Genomic DNA, 25,004 nt, shown 5'->3' with positions numbered 1-25,004 from the left:
TTATTTTTTGATTAATGCAGCATTACCATAGCTGGTAGTTACCGTTATTTTGCTTTGTCCTTTTTTCTTATTGTAACCGCTTATTTTTTTAGCACTGCCTTTGCTTTCCGCCACCGATGTTTCTAACGAACTGTCGTATTTGATATTCCCGTATCTGGTGTTAATGTCAAAATCAAAAGCAAGATCAGCGCTGTAACCCAGTGATACATTCGTGTAGCTGCTCGCAACAGTCACATTCTTTTTTTTCTCATTTAGAGTGTCTACATTTATCTTTGAATAGGCCGTATCAATATTCAAATTACCGGAGAGCTCTCCAACAGAAACACTTAAGTAATTTCCGGAACCCGTCAGCGAACTGATTTTTTGAAGTTTAAAAGTAGAGTAATTACTATTGTATTTGATATTTTGACCTTCATTGAGCAAGTATAAATCAGTATAATTGGAATCTATATTTAAGTTTCCGGCTTGCGAAATTTTCAGGTCAGAATAGCGTGCTTCAATATTTCCGTTTTTGATAGATTCAATGGTCGAGTTATCGCAATAGCCTATTTCGATTCGATTGCTGGAACCATTTAGTTTTCCTAACGTTATTTTCCCGTATTTACAAGTAATGTCTGTGGTAGATTCTAAACTCAGCGTAGTGATATCTCCGTACTTATTATTAAGTTTCACCGAACCGTTTTTCGGGATCTTAATGACATAGTTAATTTCAAAGAAATCAGCACTTCCTTTACTTCTTACCGAAGAATTCCCAAGGTTTGTCACCGCAGTAACCATCGATTTAAGGGCAGTAATGTCAACATCAATACTGTTTATTCTTTGGTTTGCCCAACTTTCATTTTTACTGGTTGCCTTAATAGTAATGTCAATGTCGATTTTATCTTCATTCCAGGTACTGACCGTGATGTCTCCATATTTGTTGTCAATATCAATACCAGCGTTCGAATTTACGATATAGGTCTTTTTAATGTTCTTTTGCTTAGTGATGTAACTATTATCATCGTTTGAGAATCCTAAAAAAGGAAGCAAAAGCAATAGGATGAGTATTTTATAATGTCTTTTCATGTGTAGTGTTAGTTTTAAAATTTTCATTTTCTTCAATGCGTTTCAATACCGTTTGTAAAAAGGAAATACGTGTTTCCAGGTTACTGATCATGGCATAAATAATTTGTTTGTTTTCACCGTTTTTCTGCAATTCTTTCATGATTTTTGCATAATCGGCATCAAACACCTTCATTTGTTTTAAGGCATCGTTAATAATCTGTTCATTCTGAGGAGAACTTTTTTCTTTTAATTTTACTAGCTCATTATCGATTAAAATACTGAATATCGAATCGGTTCTTTTGGCTTCCTTCGAAGCAAACTTGTAGGGTTTAGGCTCCTGGTAACTGTTGTAGAATATAGATACCCCCAACAATACCACAATTGAAGCAGCAATGGCCCAAACCGCATGATTTTTCTTCTTAGGCTGTTTTTTGTTTAATTTATTTAAGAAATCAAGTTGATGGCCGGAAGTTAATTCGGCTACATCCCATTGGTTCTCAAACTTTTTGAATAATTGATCTAAATCGTCATTTTCCTTTTTCATATCTCCTCTAATTTTTTTCGTAAACTTTCTTTTGCTCTGCTTAGCGTCGTCCGGCAATTAGCATAACTGATGTTTAATATTTCACTAATTTCCTCCTGATCGTAACCCTCAATATAAAAAAGGGTTAAAACCATACGATAATTGTCTTTCAGGTTAGAAATCGTATCTAAGACTTGTTTTACTTTAAGTGAATTCAGGTCAATGCTGTCACTTAATACACTGTCATTTTCCTCTATTTTATAAAGGGTTTTAGTCAAATCTTCTGCCTGAAAAGCATTATTCTTTTTATAAAAATCAATACTGTAATTGATGATTATTCTTTTTAACCACGCACCAAACGCTACTTCTTGTTTGTAATCATTGATTTTTGTAAAAGCTTTCAGAAAACCTTCCTGCATGACGTCCTGTGCAAAATGTTCATCTTTCACAATGCGGAATGCCACATTGTACATCGCTTTACAATAACGATTGTAAACTTCGAATTGCGCTTTTTGGTTGTTCTCCTTACAAAGCGTGATTAATTCTTCGATATTCTGGTTAGTTATACTCAAGTAATTGTTGCTAGTTTTTAATAATGACTTTGCTTTTTTGGGTTTGTTACAGTTTTGATAAAATTAATTTTATTTTTTTTTAAAATAATTGTCTTTCATAGGTTATTTAACTTCTATCATACAATTTCAAAACTTTCTTTTTTGCTTTTGGCACAATGATTGTCTATTTTTACCGCTAATCTTGTAAATGAAATACTTTGCACAGATTTAACTAAAACTACCGCCTGTAAAGTTATATTTGCGGTTAGTATGAAATATTTAATGACAAAACGACTTATATACTATTATGTCAAACCATAAAATACTCACAATTGACAATCTGTCACTTCAGGAATTTGACTCAGAAGCAGATTTGATTCCATTATTAACTCCGGAAGACGAAGAGGAAATGAATAACGAAGAGCTTCCGCTCTCGTTGCCTATTTTACCGTTGCGTAATACCGTTTTATTTCCGGGAGTTGTTATTCCGATTTCGGCAGGAAGAGATAAATCAATCAAATTAATTAATGATGCCAATGCCGGCGGAAAAATTATTGGTGTGGTTTCTCAGATTAATGAAGAAGACGAAGACCCGTCAAAAGATGATATTCATAAAATTGGAACCGTAGCCAGAATTCTTCGCGTTTTAAAAATGCCTGACGGAAACGTAACCGTAATTCTACAAGGTAAAAAACGTTTCGAAATTGATGAAGTAGTTTCAGAAGAGCCTTATATCACTGCCACGATCAAAGAAGTTTCAGAAGAACGTCCGGCAGAAGATGATACCGAGTTTACCGCAATTTTAGATTCAGTAAAAGAACTGGCGATCCAAATTATAAAAGAAAGTCCAAACATTCCGTCAGAAGCTACTTTTGCGATTAAAAACATTGAAAGCCAGTCGTTTTTAATCAATTTTGTTTCTTCCAATATGAATTTATCCGTAAAAGAAAAACAAGGTTTGTTATCAATAAACGGATTAAAAGAACGGGCACTTGAAACTTTGCGTTACATGAATGTGGAACTGCAAAAATTAGAATTGAAGAACGACATTCAGTCAAAAGTTCGTTTTGATTTAGACCAGCAGCAGCGTGAATATTTCCTTCACCAGCAAATGAAGACCATTCAGGAAGAATTGGGAGGCGTTTCGCAGGAAGAAGAAATGGATGAAATGGGATTGAAGGCCAAAACCAAAAAGTGGGACGAGAAAACGCAGAAACATTTCGAAAAAGAATTGTCTAAAATGCGTAGAATGAACCCGCAATCCCCTGATTTTGGAATTCAGCGTAACTACCTGGAATTGTTTTTAGAATTACCTTGGGGGGAATATTCTAAAGATAAATTCGATTTAAAACATGCACAAAAAGTATTAGATAAAGATCATTTCGGACTTGAAGAAGTAAAGAAAAGAATGATCGAACATTTGGCAGTATTGAAACTTCGTAACGATATGAGATCGCCAATTATATGTTTGACAGGGCCTCCGGGAGTAGGTAAAACCTCTATCGGTCGTTCGGTTGCTGAAGCATTAGGGCGTGAGTATGTGCGTATTTCTTTAGGTGGTTTGCGTGATGAAGCTGAAATTCGCGGACACAGAAAGACTTATATCGGTGCTATGCCGGGACGAATCATTCAGAGTTTGAAAAAAGCCGGAACCTCAAATCCTGTTTTTATACTGGATGAGATTGATAAATTGTCAAGCGGTAACAGTGGCGATCCGTCTTCAGCCTTATTAGAAGTATTAGATCCGGAGCAAAACAATGCTTTTTACGACAACTTCCTTGAAATGGGGTACGATTTGTCTAAAGTAATGTTTATCGCAACTTCAAACAATATGTCAGCCATTCAGCCGGCATTACGCGACAGAATGGAAGTAATCAAAATGTCCGGTTACACCATCGAAGAAAAAGTTGAAATTGCCAAAAGACACCTTTTCCCGAAACAATTAGAAGCACACGGATTGACAGTTAAAGATTTGACCATTGGTAAAAAACAACTGGAAAAAATCGTAGAAGGATACACACGTGAATCCGGAGTTCGTAATCTTGAAACTAAAATTGCTCAGGTCATTCGTAATGCAGCAAAAGCGGTTGCGATGGAAGAAGAGTACAATAAAAAAGTAACCGACGAAGATATCGTGACTGTTTTGGGAGTACCAAGATTGGAACGTGATAAATATGAAAACAACGATATTGCAGGAGTAGTTACAGGTTTAGCCTGGACGAGTGTGGGTGGAGATATTTTGTTTATCGAATCTTTGATTTCGGAAGGAAAAGGAGCTTTGACCATTACCGGAAACCTTGGTAATGTAATGAAAGAATCGGCTACAATTGCTTTAGAGTACATCAAAGCCAATGCTAAAAAATTAGGTTTGAATGTTGAATTGTTTCAAAAGTACAATATCCATTTACACGTACCGGAAGGCGCAACACCAAAAGACGGTCCAAGTGCAGGAATAGCCATGTTAACGTCTTTAGTTTCATTACTTACACAAAAGAAAGTAAAGAAAAGTTTAGCAATGACAGGAGAAATTACGCTTCGTGGTAAAGTTTTACCGGTGGGCGGAATTAAAGAAAAAATCCTGGCAGCAAAAAGAGCCAATATTAAAGAGATCATTTTATGTCATGAAAATAAAAGTGACATTGATGAAATTAAAGCCGAATATTTAGAAGGACTTACTTTTCATTATGTGAAAGAAATGAGCGAAGTTCTGGCTCTGGCATTGACAGATCAGAATGTTAAGAACGCGAAAACGCTGAAATAAAGTTTATAGTTAATCTTCAATACAAAAATTCCAAATTCCAATCTGTGACCTCAGGTTTGAATTTGGAATTTTTTATTGGAATTTAATCTAAGGCAACAGTTTTGGAATTTGGAATTTTATTATTTGGATTTTTTGCATTGGAATTTATTTTTGTTTGTTATATAATTTTATCTTCGCACTTGCGTTATCCCTCTATAGGATCGCCCCAGAAGAATGTTAAAACAGTTTGTTTTATTTTTATTAGTAACAATTTGCTCCGTTAGTTATGGGCAAATAGGAGGGCGTCACACCTATCAGTTCTTGAATTTAACGACTTCTCCGAGACAGGCAGCATTAGGTGGAGAAACAATCACGATTTATGACGAGGATGTCAATCAGGTGATGTCTAACCCGGCAGCTTTAAATGAAGATATGGACAATCGTCTTGCTCTGAATTATGGGAGTTACTATGGAGAAGCTTCTTATGGAACAGCTTCTTATGCTTATACTTACGACAGACATGTGCAGACATTTTATGCAGGAGTGAGCTATGTCAATTATGGTTCATTTGAGGGTTATGATGAAAATGGTCAGGCCACTTCAAATTTTACCGGGAGTGAAGGCGCACTTTCATTGGGTTATGCTTATAATGTTCCTTATACTGATTTGCACATTGGAGCAAGTGCTAAGCTAATAACTTCAACTTTAGAAAGTTATAATTCGATAGGAGGAGCAATTGATTTAGGTTTTTTGTATGTAATTGAAAAAAATGACGTAAATTTGGGTCTGGTAATCCGTAATATAGGTACGCAGTTTACAACGTACTCGGGTATAAAGGAAAATTTACCATTTGAAATCGTGGCTGGAGTTTCTCAGGAATTAGAGCATGTGCCCCTTCGCTGGCATCTTACATTAGAAAATTTGCAACAGTGGAACATCTCTTTTTCGAATCCCGTTCGTGGAGGAACCGGCATAGATGGATCAACAAACAAAGAAAAAGTTTCGTTTTTAAACAACGCTTTAAGGCATGTTGTTTTAGGAGTAGAACTTTTCCCAAAAAAAGCATTTAATTTGCGTTTAGGATATAATTTTAGAAGGGGAGAAGAATTACGGGTGAATGAACAGCGTAATTTTTCAGGGGTGTCAGTAGGATTTGGATTAAAAATGAACAGGTTAAAATTTAACTATTCATATTCCAGATACACTTTAGCAGCAAATACAAGTCTTTTTGGTCTAATTTTAAATTTTCAGTAATGATATGAAAATACTTAGTTTGTTTTTGTTTTTAACAGTTGGAGTTTTAACGGGTGCAAAACACTACTATAAAAAAGAAACCGCTATTTCCAGTCTGGAAGTAGAGCGTATGAACCTTAGAGTAAACGAAATAAAAAACATGATGAGTATTGATTCTAAATACAATACCAAAATTGCTTTTTTCGTTGATATGAGCATACCGTCAGGGAAAAATCGTTTTTTTGTTTACGATTTGGTAAACAATAAAGTTATCGATCAGGGGCTTGTAGCACATGGTTCAGGATCAGAAACGGGTGTAAAAGGAAGTTTACGTTTCAGTAATACTCCTAATTCCAATTGCACTGCTTTAGGCCGATATGCGATTCAGAAATGTTATAAAGGAATCTTCGGAAAAGCGTATAAATTAAACGGTCTGGATGAAACCAATAATAATGCTTTAAAAAGAGCCATAGTGTTACATTATTACTCTGCAGTTCCTTATGAAGAACAAGATTATTACATCAGTAACAGCCATGGCTGTCCGATGGTTAATGAACAGTTCTTTAAAAGACTAGAAAAATATATAGATTGTTCTAAGTCAAATATCATTTTAGATGTTTATTATTAGGACGCATAAAGTATAATTTCAATCAAATAAATCATACAGCTGTTGTTCTTTCAACAGCTTTTTTTATGCCTGAAATTAGTACAATGTGATCCGGAATGCATAAGTATTATAATCTAATGTAAAATAAGACGGGATATTTCCTGGTAGGAGAACGCGTTAGGGATGGCAGCGATATCCTTTTGCGATACCAGTAGGTTCTCATCGTTTATGAATTTTATGTCGCAAAAGATTTAGCGTACAGCCCGACCCGGAGGGTAACGCCATCAGCAATAATAAATTAGAAAGTCTTCAGGAGAGATTGCTTTTCATTATTATTTTGATGTTCCGTATAAAGAGCAAAAAGGATATATTTGCAACAGTTACGGATACCCGATGGTGAACAGGAAATATTTTGAAAGAGTGGCTAAGATAATTGATACTTCCGGATCCGATATTTTGAGGAGTATTTACTATTGAAGCCGGACCAGCGCAGTAAATAAGTTTAAATTTAAAAAATATAAAAATTGAAAAAAATTACCATTGCAATTGATGGATTCTCCTCAACAGGAAAGAGCACTTTGGCAAAACAATTAGCAAAAGAGCTAGAGTATGTTTATGTAGATACCGGAGCAATGTACCGTGCCGTAGCGTACTTTGCCATGCAGAACCAGCTTATTGCAGTCGATTTTTTTGATAAAGCAGCCCTTATAACGGCTTTACCGAACATTCAGTTAGAGTTTAAGTTTAATGCCGATCTTGGTTTTGCCGAGATGTATCTTAACGGTGAAAATGTAGAAAAACAAATCAGAACCATCGAAGTTTCCAGTTTCGTTAGTAAAGTAGCAGAAGTTTCTGAAGTGCGTTCCAAATTAGTGGAACAACAGCAGGAAATGGGAAAAAATAAAGGTATTGTAATGGACGGAAGAGATATTGGTACTGTAGTATTCCCAAATGCCGAACTTAAAATATTCATGACAGCCAGTGCCGAAACCCGTGCACAAAGACGTTTTGATGAATTGCAGCAAAAAGGCGACGACGTTTCTTATGAAGATGTTTTAAAAAATGTAGTCGAAAGAGACTATATCGATACACATCGTGAAGATTCTCCATTAATTATTGCCGATGATGCGATAGAAATAGATAATTCTTACTTAAACAGAGAAGAACAGTTTACAGCAGTGCTGGAATTAGTAACAGATGTTGTTAAAACAATTTAATTTTTTGTAGATATCATTTTTAATGGTAGTTTTACCGCTTCATTTATTTTAAAGACAATTTCATCATATGGGAATTAAAAACAGGTTGATTATAATGAGCTTTCTTCAATTTTTTGTTTGGGGAGCCTGGCTTATAACAATTGGAAATTATTGGTTTGGAACTAAAAACTGGGAAGGAACTCAGTTTGGTTTGGTCTTCGGAACCATGGGAATTGCTTCTTTATTCATGCCCACTTTAACCGGAATTATTGCAGACAGATGGATTAATGCAGAAAAACTGTATGGTGTCCTGCACATTCTTTATGCAGTAGTTTTATTTGGTATTGCACACGTTACCACACCAGATAATTTTATATACGTAATGTTTATCGCAATGTGTTGCTACATGCCAACAATTGCTTTGAGTAATTCTATTTCGTATACCTCGCTTAAATTAAATAATAAAAATATTGTAAAAGATTTTCCGCCTATCCGTGTTTGGGGAACTATTGGTTTTATTGCCGCCATGTGGATCACTAATTTAAGTGGAAGCAAAGCAACAGAATATCAGTTTTACATCGCCGGAGTTGGTGCGCTGATTCTTGGGATTTATGCTTTCACATTGCCAAAATGTAAGCCACAGCGTCTTACTAAAGAAGATGCTTCTCTGGTGGAAACTTTAGGATTGGAAGCCTTTAAATTGTTTGGAAATTATAAAATGGCCTTGTTTTTTGTATTCTCTATGTTTTTAGGAGGTGCTTTGCAATTGACGAATGCTTACGGAGACGTATTTTTAGACGAATTCAAACATTTTCCTAAATATGCAGATTCTTTTGTAATTAAATATTCGACTATCATCATGTCGATTTCTCAGGTTTCTGAGACATTATTTATTCTTGCAATTCCGTTTTTCTTAAGACGTTTTGGAATCAAACAGGTAATGCTGATTAGTATGCTGGCCTGGGTATTGCGTTTCGGATTATTTGGTTTTGGAGACCCGGTAGGAGGTTTATGGATGATCATACTGTCATGTATCGTGTACGGAATGGCATTTGATTTTTTCAATATTTCAGGTTCGTTGTTCGTTGAAAGCAATACCGATTCGAAAATACGTTCCTCTGCGCAAGGATTGTTCATGATGATGACCAATGGTATAGGAGCGGTTTTAGGAAGTTTAACTTCAGGTTGGGCTATTGATCGCTTTTTTACTAAATCGTTCACGAATACTACCGAGCTGGCTTCATTTTTGCAAACCGAGAGTACAAATTCAAAAATGCTGGAATTTGTCAAAGGACAAGGCAATTCAGTTTCTGCAGATGGAATATTTACGAATCCAATCTTAATGAAAGACTGGCAAACCATCTGGCTGTCATTTGCAGCTTATGCCTTAGTGATTGCAATTGCTTTTGCGATTTTATTCAAACACAAACATAACCCGAAAGAATTAGAGAATTTGAGTCATTAGAAAGAAATAACAGTATTAAAAATCCCGTTTTCAACACTATGAAAACGGGATTTTTTTTGACATCATTTGTATCTTTAGTTGACTTCGATACGATTAAATGAAAACAGATCATTATTAGCTGATTTTACGGTAATATAATACTGACCCACGGGCAAATTCGTTTCAATTGTATCAACCTTCGGCGTAATTAGCGTAGATTGAATCGGAATTAACAAATCTGCATTTTTAGTGGTATTGTATTCGTCTAATAAGAAAACGTCAACCAAAAGCTCTTCGTTTTTAAGCGGAATAAATTTTTGGTCCTTCAGACTAACCTTTTTAAAAACCTGATTAGGGTAAACAGACTGCAGGTTGGCTTCAAGATTATTGATTAAAAAGTAATCGGCACTTGATTTCATTAAAGTATCTTTGGCGAATACCGATTTTGGAAGCAGAACTAATTTTTCTTTTGTCTTCATCATAACAGTCTCCTGATTGATGGTAACGGGATCTATGTGTGAGTATTCTTTTAAATAATTGGCCATAAGACGTTTTTTGCCTTCTTCTTCCAGATGACCGTGTCCCACATAAATAAAAATTTTAGCCTTTGGATCTTTCTCTAATATTTTCATGACATTTCTGGCTTGCCCTATTTCCCGATCTATTTTCTGATCTGAATTTTCATGCCCCACAAGAGTAAATCCCATAGCATTGGCTTTCCTTACAAAGTGACCAAAATAGGGATCTTTGATATAAAAACCATTTTTGGCATTTGGAACAGGCGCGGTATTAGTACTATAATTTGGTGTAAAGGTTTCCATCGAAATTACAGTAAACCCTTTTTGTTTCAAGACATCCAGAAGATTCATGGCAAACAACCGATGCTTGGGATAAAAATGATCTTCATTGAGTATAATTATCTGATTGTCGTTAGCGAGATCCCCAATTGCCGCAATTACAGCTTCCTCTTTTTTCACTTCATTTTGGGACAGCGAGTTTAAAACGGTGCGGTTCAAATCACTTTTATCGCTTTCATAGCCCTTAATCAATGCATCGTATTCTCTATTATCACCTATATAAGAATTGATTGTTAAGTACAAAGGATTTTTGAGCATTATTTTTTTTGGATCTTTTATAGGAGCCTTTTTAATTTTTTCTCTTCCCTGCAGGTAATTTTTATGTGGTTCAGTGGTATAATAATTAAAGAGATGCATATACGACAGTTTATTCAAAGAGGTACTGTCCAAATGAACCTTCCTAATACTTTCAGTCGCCTTTTCCAAATGATTGGTGTTGGCTGACATTCGCGTAAGGGCAACAATTTTTTTTGATCCCTTTAGTTTTTCGTACACAATAATTCCATTGATACTGTCATTTTGCAGCAGTTTTTCATGAACAATGGTATCGTTTGGCTTTTCAATCTTTTCAAAGAAATAGAAAGTCTCTAAGTTTTGGTCTGTTTTGTAGCTTAGGAATAAGTGAGCAGCAGTAACATCTTTGGAATTCCCAATTCGTTTTTGCAGGGCACTTTTTTTAATCTTAGACAGATCGTCATAAGCAACACCTTTCGGTATTTCGATGGAGACATCCAGTAAATTATTGTAAAATAAATCGCCTTTGTTTCTTTCTCCGACGATAAAGTTATGCTGAATAACATCCTGGTCAATGGTTTTACACCCGGTGAACACTAAAAAACAACTTGCCGAATAGCAATATATTCGGAATTTGGAAGGAATTAATTGTATCATAGTTTTAAGAATAAGGAATAGCAAATTTCATTGCTTTCTGAAGATCTGTATGTTAGTTTATTATCGGAAATCAGGATTATATTATCCGTTAGAGTAATTAATTCTATCATGTTTTGAGCTCTCATCTGTGTTTTGGTGTAAAATGGTATTGCAATTCATCAGGAATTAGGATTATTTTTTAAAGCTGATGACAAAATTGTACAGGAAAAAAGCTGTAAGGTACAATTTTTCCTAGTTTTTTAAAGGATATCTTTGTTTGTGTAAGATAACTATTTCGAACAGACCGTACTTATGGCGGACACGTAATGTCCGGTAAATTGACTGCAGCAACCATAAAAGTAAGTCTTGATCAAAAACTGGACTGTGTGGTTATTTTGCCACAGCAGAACAGGGTCTTCAACAAACCGTGGACAAAACAATGTTAAAAGCGCTTATTAAAAGGGCCGCTTATTAAATTTTAAAATTCAAAAGACATGACAAAATTAAAATTAGCAATTTCTACTATGATTTTGCTCGCTACTGCTATGATTGCACAGCAGAACAAAGAAATTCAGCACCTGAAATTGGAAGATGAGAGAAAAAAACAATTGCAAGACAAACAGCAGCAAGGAAATAGTATAGAAGTTGTTGCTGCAATGGACATCCGTCCCGGTGATGTGGCTGTATCTGCCGAAGGGCGTATTTTTGCCACCATACATCCATTAGGAAGTCAAAAGATGCAATTGGTAGAGATTGTAAACGGAAAAGCCATTCCTTATCCTTCTGCCTCTTACCAGAAGTACGATGCAAAAGCAACCGATGCAAAATTTGATGCGATGTTGGGATTAATCTTTGATAAAAACAATCAGTTATGGGTTACCGATATGGGACTCGAATTAGGTAAATCCAGACTTTGGGGCTTTGATATCAGTAAAAATAAGGTAGTTGAAAAAATTGAATTGCCTCAAACTGTTGCGCCTAAAGGTACATTCACGCAGGATGTTGCCATTGATGAAAAAAATGGTTTTGCTTACTTAGCCGATATTGCCAATCCGGGCATTATTGTTCTAAATCTGAAAACAAAAAAAACACGTCGATTTAGTGGGCACGTATCTTTGGAGGCAGAAGATAAAGATATGATTATTGATGGTAAAGTAACTTATTTCGGAGGAAAACCGGCTCGTGTAGCCATTGATCCGATTACACTTTCAAACGACAGGGAAACGATATTTTTTGGAGCAATGAATGGAACTTCATGGTATAGCGTGCCGGCCAAACTATTTAGAGAAGGTAAAAGTGATGGCGAAATTAGTAAGGCAATAAAAAAAGTAGGCAGCAAACCTTTTAGCGATGGTGCTTTGACAGATGAAGCCGGAAATCATTATTTTACTAATTTACAGGAACACGCTATAACAAAGTTGGATACTGCGGGTAAATTGACTACTATTGTACAGGACACTCAAAAATTGCAATGGCCGGATAACGTTTATAAAGGCCTGGACGGCTGGATGTATATTTCAGTAAATCAGCTCAATAGTTCACCAGCTTTTACAGGTGCGGACGATCAGGGGAAACCTCCATATTTTATTTATCGTTTTAAGCAATAAGAGTATTATACTAAATCTAATTTAAAGAGTAAAATGTTCAAATTCTTCAGAGTTTCAATCAGTATTGCTATAACAGCGCTATTTATACTTAGTTTCGTTACACTAAGTGATGTTTTTCTTCATGACAATCAGTTATTCTTTCATGTACTGACTATAGTGACAGCTGCTATTTTTGCGATTATGGGGCTTGTTGGCATTGTGATTTATAAAAACTTTAGAAATATCTGGCAGTATGCTTTACAAGTAGAGCAGCAACATTTTATCAGGTCTTCTGTTCGAAAATTGTTACTTGTATTTGCTTTTATTGCAGTAATAACGGCATTATTTTCATTTATACTTTGCATAGGTTTAGTAGACAGAATGCAAAACGGAATGGCTTTATTTGGCTAGAACCGCCGAAGATTTCTGTTAGTTCCCTAAAAATCTATTATACATAGACGTTTAATGGGTTTTTAGGCTTTTGCATTTTACTCATAAGTCTTTAATATGTTCTTTTTTGTATCACATATAACCTAAACATATCCACTTATTACATGTATAGCTAAATTCTTTAAAAAAATCGCGTTTCGTACTACTATTAATTTATATTTGTAAGAATAAAGTTATTTTTAAAGCCATTGTTTAATTGATACGGAAAGTATTTAAATTTAATGTAAAAATTCTAAATAATAAGAAAAGCAATTATTATATGAGAACAGTAGTGGACAATATCGTTATATTAAAACTTTTTTATTAGATTTTTATGGTTCCGGAGGTGCAGTGCTTATTGCATTGTCTGTAAAAGATAAAGTTGGAGGCTCTTATAAAGATAATACCCTTTGATTTGCTTTCGGTTAATCCGGCAGATCTAAGAGAGGAAAAGCATTTGGAGCATTCACAGAATTAGGTTTCGGGTACAAAGGAATTGCTATAGCGGGACTTAATTATAGGTTCTAAAAAGAAGATTTAATAAGTAAACTAACTAACCAATTTAAATTTTTAACATTTAACCATTTTTTGAGAGGGGAGATAATCCCCTCTTTTTTTGTCATAAAATTTGCGAAACCGTGTAATTGTATGATCAAATTTGTTGTTGTATGATGCGTTTACTTCTATTTATTTCAGTTAAGACAGATTTAATTGTTTTGATAATCAGTGATTTAGTTTTATAGGTGTAGATTGAATTCCACATTTACAGTAAAAGTGATCAATTATTCCACAGGTGACGCACTTATTGAAACTGGTATTCATATCTCGTAACACCGTTCTATATTTGTACTCAGAAAGCAAGTTATATCAGCTGACAGCACCTTTAAGAATGAAACAGTTGGCAAGTCAGGATGATTTGTATATTATAAATTTTGATCTTAGCGAAGAGATCAACTGGATTCAGATTCGCGATATCAGTTATAAAATTGGCTCTCCGGCAAATTTAGGGCTCTTTGTATGGAAGAATAGTGTAGAAAATATTTACGAACATCCGGCTGGTAAAAGGATATTTACAATGCGTTTAATCGTTGACCAAAAACTATTGCAGCCTTTGTATGTTAATACTCTAAATGCTAATAATAAATTTGACGGTAGCGAGCTGTGTTTTTACGATCTCATTGATAGTAACAGCAGAATACTAATCGATTCCGTAAAACAGAAGAGAGTTCTGGATCAATTTTCCGGTTTTTATTTGAAAGGAGTGGCCTTAAAATTACTGGGGAATTTTATACAACGATATTCAGATGCTGTTTTGCCATCTTGTAGGATAAGAAAAATCGACCTGACAGCTATGGAGATTTCTAAAAAGTATTTACTGCATAATTTAAAGAATAAATTTCCCGGAATTACAGAGCTGTCAAAAGTAGCCAATATGTCTACTAGTAAATATAAGAGACTTTTTAAAGAGATCGAAGGTGTAACTCCAAATGATTTCTTTAAGAGAGAAAAAATTATTCTGGCTCATCAATTATTGTGCAGTGGATCTTACGATTCTGTTGTTCGTCTAGCCTACGACCTTAATTTCTCCAGAGTTGATTATTTTTCAAAGAAATATTTTAAAGTTTTTGGAAGAAACCCGTCTAATGATTTGATAGAAAAAAATATATAAGTACTTTTAAAATACATGCTGTTTCCTCAAATTAAATTTTAGGAAACAGCTTTTCTAATTTAAACCTGGATAACTTTAAACCTTTTGCTAGTATAAATGGTTATACAGGCAGATTCTTTTCAAATGCTGACCCAAATGAAAAGAACGAATCAGTACTTCCTACGCCTTCAATTTGATGAATTTGCTCGTATAAAATTTTACGAAGCTCTTCATTATTAATTGCCACAATTTTAATAAATAAGGCATACTTTCCCGAAACCCAATGACATTCTACAACTTCCGGAATTTCTTTTAATTTTTCGGCAATAGAATAGGAAAATCGTGCTTCTTTAGTCACAATTCCTGTATAAGTAGTGGTTTCAAAACCAATTTCTTTAGGATTTAGTTTTACCGAAAAACCGGTAATAATTCCCGATTCCTGTAATTTTCTAACTCTTAAATGTACCAATGAATTGGATATGTTTAGTTCCTTGGCGAGATCTGAAAAAGAGATTCTTCCATTTTCACTTAGTTTATGTATGATTTCGCGGTCTAAATAGTCAGTATTTTCATTCTTCTTGATACTTGGCATGGTTGGGCGTAGTTTAGAGATTTCTATTATTTTGACAATTCTTAAGTTAAAAACGATTTTATAAGTGTCAAAATTACAAAAAAAAGGCTATGAAATGTCGAATTTTAAATAAACGTAAAAGTAAGGTGTTATAATAACACTTTTATATATAAATTTGTGTGATAATCACACTATTTTAACAAAACGGAAATGGATAAAAATCAATTACTTATGAAATTATGGGAGCAATATGCCAATATTACCCCATCTGCAAGAAGAATACATGAATTACTGGAAGAAAGAGGAGAAGAGATAAAAAATGACCATATAGCGATTCGTACTTTTAATGACAAACGAGTAAATATTGAGGTTTTGGAAAAGCCTTTCCTGAATGTTGGTTATGAAGCAAAAGGAGAATATAATTTTGAAAGTAAAAAACTTTTTGCCAGACATTATGAGCACGCTACCGATAAAGATGCACCAAGAATTTTTATATCGGAGCTGGAATTAGAAAAATGTTCCTCTGAGTTGCAGGATACGGTACAGAATATCCTGAACAGTTGTGATCAGAACTTGTTTAACGATCCTCAATTAGTTTTAAGCGGATCGGTATGGAAAGGGAATTCACAGGCCATCTATAAATCTTTACTAGAGGAATCGGAGTATGCGGCCTGGATGTATGTTTACGGTTTCAGAGCCAATCACTTTACAATTAGTACCAATGCTTTAAAAGGGTTTAACACCCTAGAAGAGCTTAATACTTTTCTGGAAAACAGTGGATGGAAACTGAATGCTTCCGGTGGAAAAATCAAAGGTACTCCGGAGCAATTATTAGAGCAATCAAGCACACTTGCTGATTTGTATGTGGTCAATTTTGAAGAGGGGACTTTAGAAATTCCATCTTGTTATTATGAGTTTGCTCTTCGTTACCCAATGGCGAATGGCGAATTGTATCAGGGATTTGTAGCTTCATCTGCCGATAAAATATTTGAAAGTACAGATGTAAAGCTGCAAGAGGCTAAATAATTACAGGAATTAAGCATAGTTATCGTTATCATAATCAGTTTTTTATAATTTAAAACTGGAGAACCTATTTTAAAAAAAGTCATAATGGCAGTAACAGAATTACAATTCGGAATAAAGGAAGCTTTAAACCAATTGGGAATAAAAGAAGTTAATGAGGGAACTTCAACGGGATTGAATCATTTTTCGGGAGGAGAAATTCTGGAGAGTTATTCTCCGGTAGACGGACAATTGATCGCAAAAGTTAAAACATCAACTGCTGCCGATTATGAAAAAGTGATGGAGGCTGCGACAGCTGCTTTCAAGCAGTTCAGACTGATGCCGGCACCACAGCGTGGAGAAATTGTACGTCAGTTTGGGGAAAAGTTGCGTGTGCACAAAGAGGCATTAGGAAAATTGGTTTCTTACGAAATGGGAAAATCTTTGCAGGAAGGTTATGGTGAGGTGCAGGAAATGATTGATATCTGCGATTTTGCAGTTGGACTTTCCCGTCAGCTTCACGGATTAACGATGCATTCAGAACGTCCGGGACATCGTATGTACGAACAGTATCATTCGTTGGGAGTAGTTGGAATTATTTCGGCTTTTAACTTTCCGGTGGCTGTTTGGGCTTGGAATACTGCCCTGGCCTGGATTTGTGGAGATGTTTGCGTTTGGAAACCATCAGAGAAAACGCCGATTTGTGCCATAGCTTGTCAAAATATTATAAGTGAGGTTATCAAAGAGAATAATTTACCGGAAGGTATTTCAGGTTTGATCAATGGAGACTATACCATTGGAGAGTTACTGACAAAGGATACACGTGTTCCTTTGATCTCGGCTACAGGTTCGACCCGCATGGGAAAAATTGTAGCGCAGGTAGTTGCAGGACGTTTAGGAAAATCATTATTGGAGTTGGGAGGAAACAATGCCATCATTGTAACTCCGGATGCTGATATTAAAATGACGGTTATCGGTGCTGTTTTTGGTGCCGTTGGAACTGCGGGACAAAGATGTACATCGACACGCCGTTTAATCATTCACGAAAGTATATTCGACAAAGTAAAAGATGCTATAGTGGCTGCTTACAAGCAATTGCGTATCGGGAATCCGTTGGACGAAAAGAACCATGTTGGTCCGTTGATCGATACTCAGGCAGTTGAAATGTACCAGCAGGCACTACGAAAAGTAGTAGCCGAAGGAGGAAAAATTCTGGTTGAAGGTGGTGTACTTTCAGGTTCAGGATATGAAAGCGGCTGTTATGTAAAGCCCGCTATCGCAGAGGCTGATAACTCATTTGAAATCGTACAGCACGAAACTTTTGCTCCGGTTTTATATTTATTAAAATACTCAGGGACTGTCGAAAATGCGATTGCCATTCAAAATGGAGTCGCACAAGGCTTATCCTCAGCAATCATGACTAATAATTTAAGAGAAGCCGAATTGTTTTTATCGGTTACAGGCTCTGACTGCGGTATTGCGAATGTCAACATCGGTACTTCCGGTGCTGAAATTGGCGGTGCTTTTGGTGGAGAAAAAGAAACAGGCGGTGGGAGAGAATCCGGCTCCGATGCCTGGAAAGTGTACATGCGCAGACAAACCAATACCATTAATTATACTACTAGTCTGCCATTGGCACAAGGAATAAAGTTTGACTTATAAAAGAAAGGAATACCAACAGTTTTTCTGAAAGTCAAATCAAAGAGAATACCGCACTTTATAAGACAGTTCTGCTATCGAATGTCTTATAAAGTGCTTACCTACAAATAAAAAAAAACTAAAAAAAGCGAATTTTTAATTAACCAAAACCATTACCAAAATGAAAAAACTACTCAGTAGGAAGTTCTATTTTCTTCCTTTATTGTTATGCTTGTGGTTGCCAAACATCAATTTTGCGCAAGCAAATCAAGCACAAAAGACCATTTCCGGAAAAGTTACTGATGACAAGAACAATACGTTGCCGGGTGTGAGTATTTCTATTAAAGACTCTAAATACAATGCGGCAACAGATATTGATGGAAATTATACTTTGGTGTATTCATCAAGTCTTGTGAATCCGGTTATCGTTTTCTCCTATATGGGATTTATAGAGAAAAGTGAGGCTGTAAACAACCGTGGTGAGCTTAATATTACCATGCAGGAAGAAACCAATAAACTGAATGAAGTAGTCGTTATTGGTTATGGTTCTCAGAAGAAAAGCAACGTTACGGGAGCTATTTCTACTGTTAAAAAAGAAAGCTTAGAAACCAGAGCAACGACAAGTCCTGCTGAAGCACTTCAGGGCCTAGTAGCGGGGGTAAACGTGCAGAAAAGTGGTGGTGTGGCAGGAGCTTCTGTGAGCGTAAAAATCCGTGGGGTAAATACCTTTGGAGCTACAGAACCACTTTACATTATTGACGGATTTCAGGGAGATATTAATACGATAAATCCAACCAATATCGAATCGATGGAGGTACTGAAAGATGGTGCTGCAGCTGCAATTTACGGATCTGTTGCTGCAAATGGTGTCATTATCGTAACTACTAAAAATGGACAAAAAGAGGGTGTAAAAATAGATTTCAGCTCTTTTTTAAGTATCACCAATCCATCAAAAACATTAGATTTATTGGATGCTGACGGATATCGCACAGTTCATAAAAGAATGTACGATGAGTACAATAAGTATGCGACTTCACCAAAAGCGCTTCCGGCTTATATCACGGCTCCGTCTGATGTTAATACAGACTGGCAGGATGAAGTTTTCCGTTCCGGATTTACACAAAACTACGGTTTGGGAATTCAGGGAAGACAAGGTGATTTTAAATTTGCTTTATACGGAAACTTTGTAAAGCAAAAAGGAATTATTATCGACAATCAGTTTGGTTCTCAAACGGGTAGTGCAAGAGTAAGTTTCAAAAAATCGATTTTTGATATAGACGGTAAAATGGCTTATATCGGAACCCAAAATGCGTTGCCTAATTTTCAATTGAAAGAGGTGTATACGATGTCTCCATTAGTTCCGGTTTATGATGATAATGAACAATACGGTTATGGTCTAACCAATAAAAATGGTTTACCTGCCGGGACGAACCCGGTCGCCGAAGAGCATTTTAGGAAAAGTAATGACATTGGGCAGGATATCACAGCTAATATTGCTGCAACAGCCAATATTGCACCATGGTTGAAATACAAATTAGCCTATTCTTACCGTGTGAAAAACAACCAACAAACGGCTCATTTTCCTCCATTTATTGCCAATCCGAAAGAAGTACACCTTTATCCGTTACAATGGGAGTTGAGAAAGACCTGGAACGAGCAGATATTAGACAACATAATTACAGTCGACAAAACTTTTGGTAAACACGTTTTCGGTCTGATGCTGGGTAATACATTTAACAGTCAGGCCTCTAACTGGAATGAGGTAAGTGCTGAAGGAAAGACAACAGATTATACAGTAGAAAATGGACAGTTAGTTTCTATAGACCGTCCTTCAGGTTTCCTGGATCCTGGTTTTGAAACGATCGGAGCCGGAAAAGGAGGAACTTATACAGCCAATGGTTCTAAATTTCAATACAATCGTGTTTCTTTCTTTGGAAGGTTAAACTATTCTTATAACGATCGTTATTTATTACAAATGACGGTTAGAAGAGACGGTTCTTCTAAGTTTGGAGCTGACAGCCGTTGGGGAACTTTCCCGTCTATCGCCTTAGGTTGGAAAATCGAGCAGGAAGATTTCTTCCCAAAAGATATTTTTATCTCTACTTTAAAACTACGCGCCAGCTGGGGACAATTGGGTAACGAAGCAGCTTTAGGATACTATTCTGCAAATACCTTAATAAATACAGGTAACAAGTTAGGTTCAGGTTATGTACAGGGAATCGGTAGTAATCCTTGGCCGGGAAGTATTGCGATAGCATTAGAAAACAGAAATTTACAGTGGGAAACTACAGATTCTAAAAATATTGGTATTGATTATACTCTTTTGAAAGGAAAAATCAGCGGTTCGATGAACTATTATCACAATGTGACTGACAATTTGCTGATTACAAAAAAATTGGCTCCATCTGCAGGAGTTGATGACCCGATTCTTAACGTAGGTAAGATTAGCAACAGCGGTTTTGAATTTGAAGTAAATTACCGCGATCAGGTTAATGAATTCAAATACAATGCTGGTTTGAATTTTACAACTCTTAAAAATAAAGTAATATCATTAGCAAATGAAGGTCAGACTATTTATGGAGAAGGATTAAAATTCAATGCCGAACATTTTCCAACTCAGGCACGTGTAGGAAGCCCAATTAGTGGATTCTACCTGTACAAAACAGATGGTATTTTTCAATCGGTTGAAGAAGTAAATGCTCATAATAAAAATGGTGTTTTATTACAGCCAAATGCACAGCCGGGTGATATTCGTTTTAAAGATATAAACGGAGACGGTGTTATAGATGATAACGACAAAGCTTATGCAGGAACAGGATTGCCAAAAGTAGAAGTTAACCTTACATTGGGAGCCAGCTACAAAGGGTTTGATTTCTCAGCATTGATTGGAAGCGGTTGGGGGAATAAATTGTACAACGGAAACCGTTATTTTTATGAGTCTATGAATTCAGGAACAAATATGCTGGCTTCTACACTAAACTCATGGACACCGGATAACCGTAGTGATATTCCAAGAGCTGTATTGCAGGATCCTAACGGAAACAGCCGTGAGTCTGATCGTTTTCTGGAAAGCGGAAATTTTATAAGAATGCGTCAATTGCAGCTCGGATATACTATTCCAAGCAAAATGTTAGGCAAAGCCAAAATAGACAAGCTTAGAATTTATATCAGTGCAGAGAATTTATTTACGATCACTAATTATTCAGGTATTGATCCTGAGTTTTCACGTGCTTCGGTACTTAATACCGGTATTGATCGTTTTGTGTATCCATTTACAAGATCGTTTGTATCGGGTATCCAGTATATATTTTAATTCTATTTTATAAAAGACATCATCATGAAAAAGATATTTTTATTATTATCCACTATAGGTTTGTTCTCTATTACAAGTTGTAGTGATTATCTGGAGCAGCAATCTCCGGACGAACTGACCTCTGAAAATTTCTGGAGAAATAAGGCCGATGCCGAATCTGCTTTGGCTGCAACTTATGGACAGCTTGAATGTGCCACCAACGAATGGACTTTTGCCGAAATAAAATGGCCGGTAGAAGCATATCGTGAAGACATAAACGAATTGGGAAGCGATGCTTTGAACTACCAAAACTGGGTTGAACTTTCTACTTTTACTTATACGAATGGGAACAGTCAGTTCACCAGTTATTGGAAAATTAATTACAGAGGGATCAGTAATGCCAATCAGGTTATTGATAAATTGCCAAAGGTTCCGGCTTCCACTATAACAGAAGCTGACCGAAAACAAATTGAGGCCGAAGCCCGTTTCTTACGTGCTTATTACCACATGAAATTGCTTTTGAACTGGGATAAAATTTATGTTAGAGATAAATATGTAACCAAAGAAAGCGATTTAAATGTTCCGCTATCAACAAGACCGGAGGCCTGGGATTTTATCACAAAAGAATTTAAAGCTGTGGCAGATATACTTCCTGCGAAACAAACTTCAGATAAAACAGGTCGTGCAACAAGCGGAGCAGCCAACAGTTACCTTGGATTTGCTTATTTAACCAGAGCTTATGAAGAAACGGCTCAAAAACAAGCTTTTTTAAATGAAGCGCTTACGGCATTGAATAAAGTTCAGGGTTATGAGTTAGTGAAGGATTATGTTTCTATGTTTGACGGTACTGTAAAAAACAGTAAAGAGTCTATTTTTGAATTGCAATTTTCCGAAACTACCGCTAACGGTGCTTTCTACCGTAATGCGCTTCATTATTGGATGGCTGCGGGAGAACTTGGCGGATGGGATGAAATTTTGCCAAGCCCTATGTTGATAAACGAATTCAAAAAAGAAGGAAAAATTGCAACTACAGGAAATTATGATACGCGTTTTTACAGTACTATTTTCTTTAATGATCCTTATTTTAATGATACCAATAATCCTTTGGTATTAGGCACAACTTATGATGAAAAGTTTGAGGGTAAAGACAAACCGGTGTATCGCAGATACATTCCAAGTACTCAGGACAAAATGAATCAGGAGTTTACAGCAATTAATATTCCTTTGATGCGATATGCGAATGTATTGTTAATGCAGGCTGAGGCACTGAACGAGTTAGGACGTACCGGAGAAGCTATTCCATACATCAATAAAGTTCGTGAAAGAGCTGATATGCCAGCGATGACCGGAACAACTGCAGCAGCTGTTAAAGCTCAGATTGAACACGAAAGAATCATAGAGTTTCCATTAGAAAACTACCGTTTTTATGATTTACGCCGTTGGGGGAAAACAAAAGCAGCACTTGATGCAGTAGGACGTAGCGGTTTTGATGCAGCAAAAAACAATTTTTATCCGATTCCATTAACGGAATTACAAACAAATTAATTCGATTAATTGATTTTAATGCCGATATAATATGAAAATATTGGATTAAAATAGAAATGAAATTGATATAACTTTAAAAAGAATAGCCTAATTTTCGGGCTATTCTTTTTATCTGATAAATAAGACAGCGATTGTTTGTGCTGACTTCATTTTATCCATAATAACACATCATAAAAACAAAATAACATGAGAAAAAAGGAAATACTTTTTATTCTTGCGTCCTTTTTTATAGTTCAGTCAGGCTGGTCTCAAAAGAAATATCCAAATTTAGAAGCGGCTCAAAACAGCATAAACTATAAAGGTAACCCCACAAATGCTACTGATCGAAAATCACTGGCGTTTTCAGATAAAGGGGCTTGGTTTGGATTTGGATTTTTAGAACCGTCAGTAGTGGAGGCCGGATTTTCTGGGCCTTTTTTAATGACAGAACAAAATGGTGTCTGGTTAAGTCCTTCGTTTGTTTCTTTACAGCTTACGGATGAAAACAAAAAAGAAGCCATTCAATGGAAAAATACACTGGTGAACCAGAACAGCTACAACAGTCATTTGGAACAGGAGTTTAAAAACGAAAAGTTAACGGTAAAACAGCAGTTGGTTTACTTATCCGGTCATTCGGCTTTACAAAAAACAAGCATTACAAACACATCAGGAAAAACAGTAACCCTTTTTCCGTCCTACCACTCAACACTTTTTTTAAATGATTTGAAGCTTTCAAAAGAAGATAAAACTTTAAAAATTGTTTCGGCTAAAAGTACAGCGACAGGATACATTCAGTTCTTGAATAGTACTCCTGAAATTGAAATTACGAATCAGGGCTACAAGGCTCAAACCGGGAAATTGGTTTTAAAACCAAATGAAACTAAAGAAATAGTGGTTTCACAAACCTTCATTTTTTCTCAGTATTCCTGGAAAACAGAAAATGAAAGCATTGCTAAAACGGCATTCAATACCTTACTAAACAACACACAAAAAGAAAAAGAAAATCAACTGGTGCAATTAATTGCCAGAAAGAAAAATATTTACAAAGAGGCCGTTTACTCTAATTTGATTGCTAAACTGCTATTGACTTTACAAAATAATAGCCGAATTGCCGCTGAAGGCTTGAAACATGGTGGACTTTTTCCGAGTTACAATTACGAATGGTTTCATGGCTTCTGGGCGTGGGACAGCTGGAAACATGCTGTTGCAGTTGCCAATTATAATCCAGCCCTGGCAAAAGATCAGATGCGTGCTTTATTTGATTATCAGGAACCAAACGGATTTATTCCGGATTGTATTTACAGAAACAATCTTCTGGAAGAAAACAATTACCGAAATACTAAGGCACCGCTTGCAGCCTGGGCCATCTGGAAAATTTATGAAAAATCAAAAGACGTTACTTTCATAAAAGAGTTTTATCCGAAGTTGAAATTATATCACAATTGGTGGTACAAAGACCGCGATCACGATCAGGATGGTTTGTGTGAATTTGGTTCCACAGACGGAACAGTGATTGCTGCCAAATGGGAAAGCGGAATGGACAATGCCGTTCGTTTTGACGACAGTAAAATTCTGAAAAACGGTGAAAAAGCCTTTTCGTTAGATCAGGAAAGTGTAGATTTAAATTCCTTTTTATATGCCGAGAAAAATTATTTGCAGAAGATGGCAGAAGTTTTAAAATTAACAGAAGAATCGAAAAAATGGAAGGGAGAAAGTACTGTTTTGAAAGTTAAAATTCAAAATCAGTTTTGGGATGCTGCTACAGGTTGGTTTTACGATACGACTATCGATGGAAAAACGTTGATAAAAGCAATGGGTTGTGAAGGATATTTGCCTGTTTGGGCAGAAGTTGCTACTGCTGAGCAAGCTCAGTTAGCCAAACAAAACATGCTTGATACGGCCAGTTTGAACACTTTTGTTCCTTTACCGACACTGGCAGCCAATCATCCAAAGTTCAAACCGGATAATGGGTATTGGAGAGGACCTGTCTGGCTTGATCAAAGTTATTTTGGTATAAACGGACTGGAAAAGTATGGCTATGTGAAAGAAGCAAACGAACTGGCTCATAAATTAATTTACAATGCCGAAGGAGTTTTGGACAAAGGAACTTCTATCAGAGAAAATTATCAGCCCATTACCGGAAGAGGACTAGAAGCTTACAACTTTAGCTGGTCGGCTTCTCATTATTTAATGCTGCTTTTAGAAGATAAATAGTGAAGCGAGTTAAGAAAAACTATCTAAATTTGATT

General features: G+C 35.9%; 18 protein-coding genes. 13 read left to right on the top strand and 5 right to left on the bottom strand.

The window, feature by feature from the left end; all coding sequences use genetic code 11:
* From OLM58_RS19350 to OLM58_RS19340, 3 genes are read right to left on the bottom strand one after another with little or no spacing between them, the layout of a single operon-like run.
* Window positions 1–1,065 carry a hypothetical protein gene (locus tag OLM58_RS19350; RefSeq protein ID WP_264530220.1) on the bottom strand — a complete coding sequence of 355 codons (1,065 nt, stop codon included), beginning with the start codon at window positions 1,063–1,065 and terminating at the stop codon, window positions 1–3.
* Window positions 1,049–1,588: an anti-sigma factor gene (locus tag OLM58_RS19345; RefSeq protein WP_264530219.1), complete on the bottom strand. Its 540-nt coding sequence runs from the start codon at window positions 1,586–1,588 to the stop codon at window positions 1,049–1,051. Before OLM58_RS19345 ends, OLM58_RS19350 begins: the two co-directional genes overlap by 17 nt.
* Window positions 1,585–2,139 (bottom strand): RNA polymerase sigma factor, encoded by a 555-nt coding sequence (locus tag OLM58_RS19340; protein WP_026110196.1) that lies wholly within the window; start codon window positions 2,137–2,139, stop codon window positions 1,585–1,587. Before OLM58_RS19340 ends, OLM58_RS19345 begins: the two co-directional genes overlap by 4 nt.
* Window positions 2,140–2,425: 286 nt before the next feature.
* Here OLM58_RS19340 and lon point away from each other — a divergent pair, with 286 nt between their 5' ends.
* From lon to OLM58_RS19315, 5 genes are all read left to right on the top strand, one after another.
* Window positions 2,426–4,879 (top strand): endopeptidase La, encoded by a 2,454-nt coding sequence (lon, locus tag OLM58_RS19335; RefSeq protein ID WP_264530218.1) that lies wholly within the window; start codon window positions 2,426–2,428, stop codon window positions 4,877–4,879.
* A gap of 213 nt (window positions 4,880–5,092) precedes the next feature.
* On the top strand, window positions 5,093–6,112 hold the full coding sequence (gene porQ / locus OLM58_RS19330) for a type IX secretion system protein PorQ (protein WP_017498485.1): 1,020 nt from the start codon (window positions 5,093–5,095) through the stop codon (window positions 6,110–6,112).
* 4 nt (window positions 6,113–6,116) lie between these two features.
* Window positions 6,117–6,719 (top strand): murein L,D-transpeptidase catalytic domain family protein, encoded by a 603-nt coding sequence (locus tag OLM58_RS19325; protein ID WP_264530217.1) that lies wholly within the window; start codon window positions 6,117–6,119, stop codon window positions 6,717–6,719.
* Between the two features lie 503 nt (window positions 6,720–7,222).
* Complete coding sequence (gene cmk / locus OLM58_RS19320) at window positions 7,223–7,915, top strand: (d)CMP kinase (protein ID WP_264530216.1); 693 nt, start codon at window positions 7,223–7,225, stop codon at window positions 7,913–7,915.
* Between the two features lie 67 nt (window positions 7,916–7,982).
* The gene (locus OLM58_RS19315) at window positions 7,983–9,359 is read left to right on the top strand and encodes a nucleoside permease (RefSeq protein ID WP_264530215.1); all 1,377 of its coding nucleotides are present in this window, start codon (window positions 7,983–7,985) and stop codon (window positions 9,357–9,359) included.
* 74 nt (window positions 9,360–9,433) lie between these two features.
* On the opposite strand, the gene OLM58_RS19310 is transcribed toward OLM58_RS19315, so the two are convergent.
* Window positions 9,434–11,086 carry a hypothetical protein gene (locus OLM58_RS19310; RefSeq protein WP_264530214.1) on the bottom strand — a complete coding sequence of 551 codons (1,653 nt, stop codon included), beginning with the start codon at window positions 11,084–11,086 and terminating at the stop codon, window positions 9,434–9,436.
* A gap of 473 nt (window positions 11,087–11,559) precedes the next feature.
* Between OLM58_RS19310 and OLM58_RS19305 the strand changes: the two genes are divergently transcribed.
* The 3 genes from OLM58_RS19305 (at window position 11,560) to OLM58_RS19295 (ending at window position 14,749) form a co-directional block, all read left to right on the top strand.
* Entirely contained in the window at window positions 11,560–12,672 is a 1,113-nt protein-coding gene (locus OLM58_RS19305; RefSeq protein WP_264530213.1) for a major royal jelly family protein, read from the top strand.
* A gap of 33 nt (window positions 12,673–12,705) precedes the next feature.
* Complete coding sequence (locus tag OLM58_RS19300) at window positions 12,706–13,062, top strand: hypothetical protein (protein ID WP_264530212.1); 357 nt, start codon at window positions 12,706–12,708, stop codon at window positions 13,060–13,062.
* 907 nt (window positions 13,063–13,969) lie between these two features.
* The gene (locus tag OLM58_RS19295) at window positions 13,970–14,749 is read left to right on the top strand and encodes a helix-turn-helix domain-containing protein (protein WP_264530211.1); all 780 of its coding nucleotides are present in this window, start codon (window positions 13,970–13,972) and stop codon (window positions 14,747–14,749) included.
* A gap of 100 nt (window positions 14,750–14,849) precedes the next feature.
* Here OLM58_RS19295 and OLM58_RS19290 read toward each other — a convergent pair whose 3' ends face one another.
* Window positions 14,850–15,320, bottom strand: coding sequence for an Lrp/AsnC family transcriptional regulator (locus tag OLM58_RS19290; RefSeq protein WP_264530210.1), 471 nt, complete (start codon window positions 15,318–15,320; stop codon window positions 14,850–14,852).
* A 210-nt stretch (window positions 15,321–15,530) separates the two neighbouring features.
* Between OLM58_RS19290 and OLM58_RS19285 the strand changes: the two genes are divergently transcribed.
* The 5 genes from OLM58_RS19285 (at window position 15,531) to OLM58_RS19265 (ending at window position 24,969) form a co-directional block, all read left to right on the top strand.
* On the top strand, window positions 15,531–16,325 hold the full coding sequence (locus OLM58_RS19285) for a DUF1338 domain-containing protein (protein ID WP_264530209.1): 795 nt from the start codon (window positions 15,531–15,533) through the stop codon (window positions 16,323–16,325).
* 84 nt (window positions 16,326–16,409) lie between these two features.
* Window positions 16,410–17,963 carry an aldehyde dehydrogenase family protein gene (locus OLM58_RS19280; protein ID WP_264530208.1) on the top strand — a complete coding sequence of 518 codons (1,554 nt, stop codon included), beginning with the start codon at window positions 16,410–16,412 and terminating at the stop codon, window positions 17,961–17,963.
* 157 nt (window positions 17,964–18,120) lie between these two features.
* The gene (locus OLM58_RS19275) at window positions 18,121–21,252 is read left to right on the top strand and encodes a SusC/RagA family TonB-linked outer membrane protein (RefSeq protein ID WP_264530207.1); all 3,132 of its coding nucleotides are present in this window, start codon (window positions 18,121–18,123) and stop codon (window positions 21,250–21,252) included.
* A 24-nt stretch (window positions 21,253–21,276) separates the two neighbouring features.
* Window positions 21,277–22,776 carry a RagB/SusD family nutrient uptake outer membrane protein gene (locus OLM58_RS19270; protein WP_264530206.1) on the top strand — a complete coding sequence of 500 codons (1,500 nt, stop codon included), beginning with the start codon at window positions 21,277–21,279 and terminating at the stop codon, window positions 22,774–22,776.
* A gap of 186 nt (window positions 22,777–22,962) precedes the next feature.
* Complete coding sequence (locus OLM58_RS19265; RefSeq protein ID WP_264530205.1) at window positions 22,963–24,969, top strand: MGH1-like glycoside hydrolase domain-containing protein; 2,007 nt, start codon at window positions 22,963–22,965, stop codon at window positions 24,967–24,969.
* Window positions 24,970–25,004: the final 35 nt, after the last annotated feature.

This window comes from Flavobacterium sp. N502540, from assembly GCF_025947365.1.
Taxonomy (GTDB): Bacteria; Bacteroidota; Bacteroidia; order Flavobacteriales; family Flavobacteriaceae; genus Flavobacterium.
Note: the sequence above shows the minus strand (reverse complement) of the source record. Positions and strands in the feature narration are given on the sequence as shown.

Coding starts and splice junctions, on each gene's coding strand:
- OLM58_RS19350 (WP_264530220.1), bottom strand. CDS start 1,065: ATGAAAAGACATTATAAAATACTCATCCTATTGCTTTTGCTTCCTTTT.
- OLM58_RS19345 (WP_264530219.1), bottom strand. CDS start 1,588: ATGAAAAAGGAAAATGACGATTTAGATCAATTATTCAAAAAGTTTGAG.
- lon (WP_264530218.1), top strand. CDS start 2,426: ATGTCAAACCATAAAATACTCACAATTGACAATCTGTCACTTCAGGAA.
- porQ (WP_017498485.1), top strand. CDS start 5,093: ATGTTAAAACAGTTTGTTTTATTTTTATTAGTAACAATTTGCTCCGTT.
- OLM58_RS19325 (WP_264530217.1), top strand. CDS start 6,117: ATGAAAATACTTAGTTTGTTTTTGTTTTTAACAGTTGGAGTTTTAACG.
- OLM58_RS19315 (WP_264530215.1), top strand. CDS start 7,983: ATGGGAATTAAAAACAGGTTGATTATAATGAGCTTTCTTCAATTTTTT.
- OLM58_RS19310 (WP_264530214.1), bottom strand. CDS start 11,086: ATGATACAATTAATTCCTTCCAAATTCCGAATATATTGCTATTCGGCA.
- OLM58_RS19305 (WP_264530213.1), top strand. CDS start 11,560: ATGACAAAATTAAAATTAGCAATTTCTACTATGATTTTGCTCGCTACT.
- OLM58_RS19300 (WP_264530212.1), top strand. CDS start 12,706: ATGTTCAAATTCTTCAGAGTTTCAATCAGTATTGCTATAACAGCGCTA.
- OLM58_RS19295 (WP_264530211.1), top strand. CDS start 13,970: ATGAAACAGTTGGCAAGTCAGGATGATTTGTATATTATAAATTTTGAT.
- OLM58_RS19290 (WP_264530210.1), bottom strand. CDS start 15,320: ATGCCAAGTATCAAGAAGAATGAAAATACTGACTATTTAGACCGCGAA.
- OLM58_RS19285 (WP_264530209.1), top strand. CDS start 15,531: ATGAAATTATGGGAGCAATATGCCAATATTACCCCATCTGCAAGAAGA.
- OLM58_RS19280 (WP_264530208.1), top strand. CDS start 16,410: ATGGCAGTAACAGAATTACAATTCGGAATAAAGGAAGCTTTAAACCAA.
- OLM58_RS19275 (WP_264530207.1), top strand. CDS start 18,121: ATGAAAAAACTACTCAGTAGGAAGTTCTATTTTCTTCCTTTATTGTTA.
- OLM58_RS19270 (WP_264530206.1), top strand. CDS start 21,277: ATGAAAAAGATATTTTTATTATTATCCACTATAGGTTTGTTCTCTATT.
- OLM58_RS19265 (WP_264530205.1), top strand. CDS start 22,963: ATGAGAAAAAAGGAAATACTTTTTATTCTTGCGTCCTTTTTTATAGTT.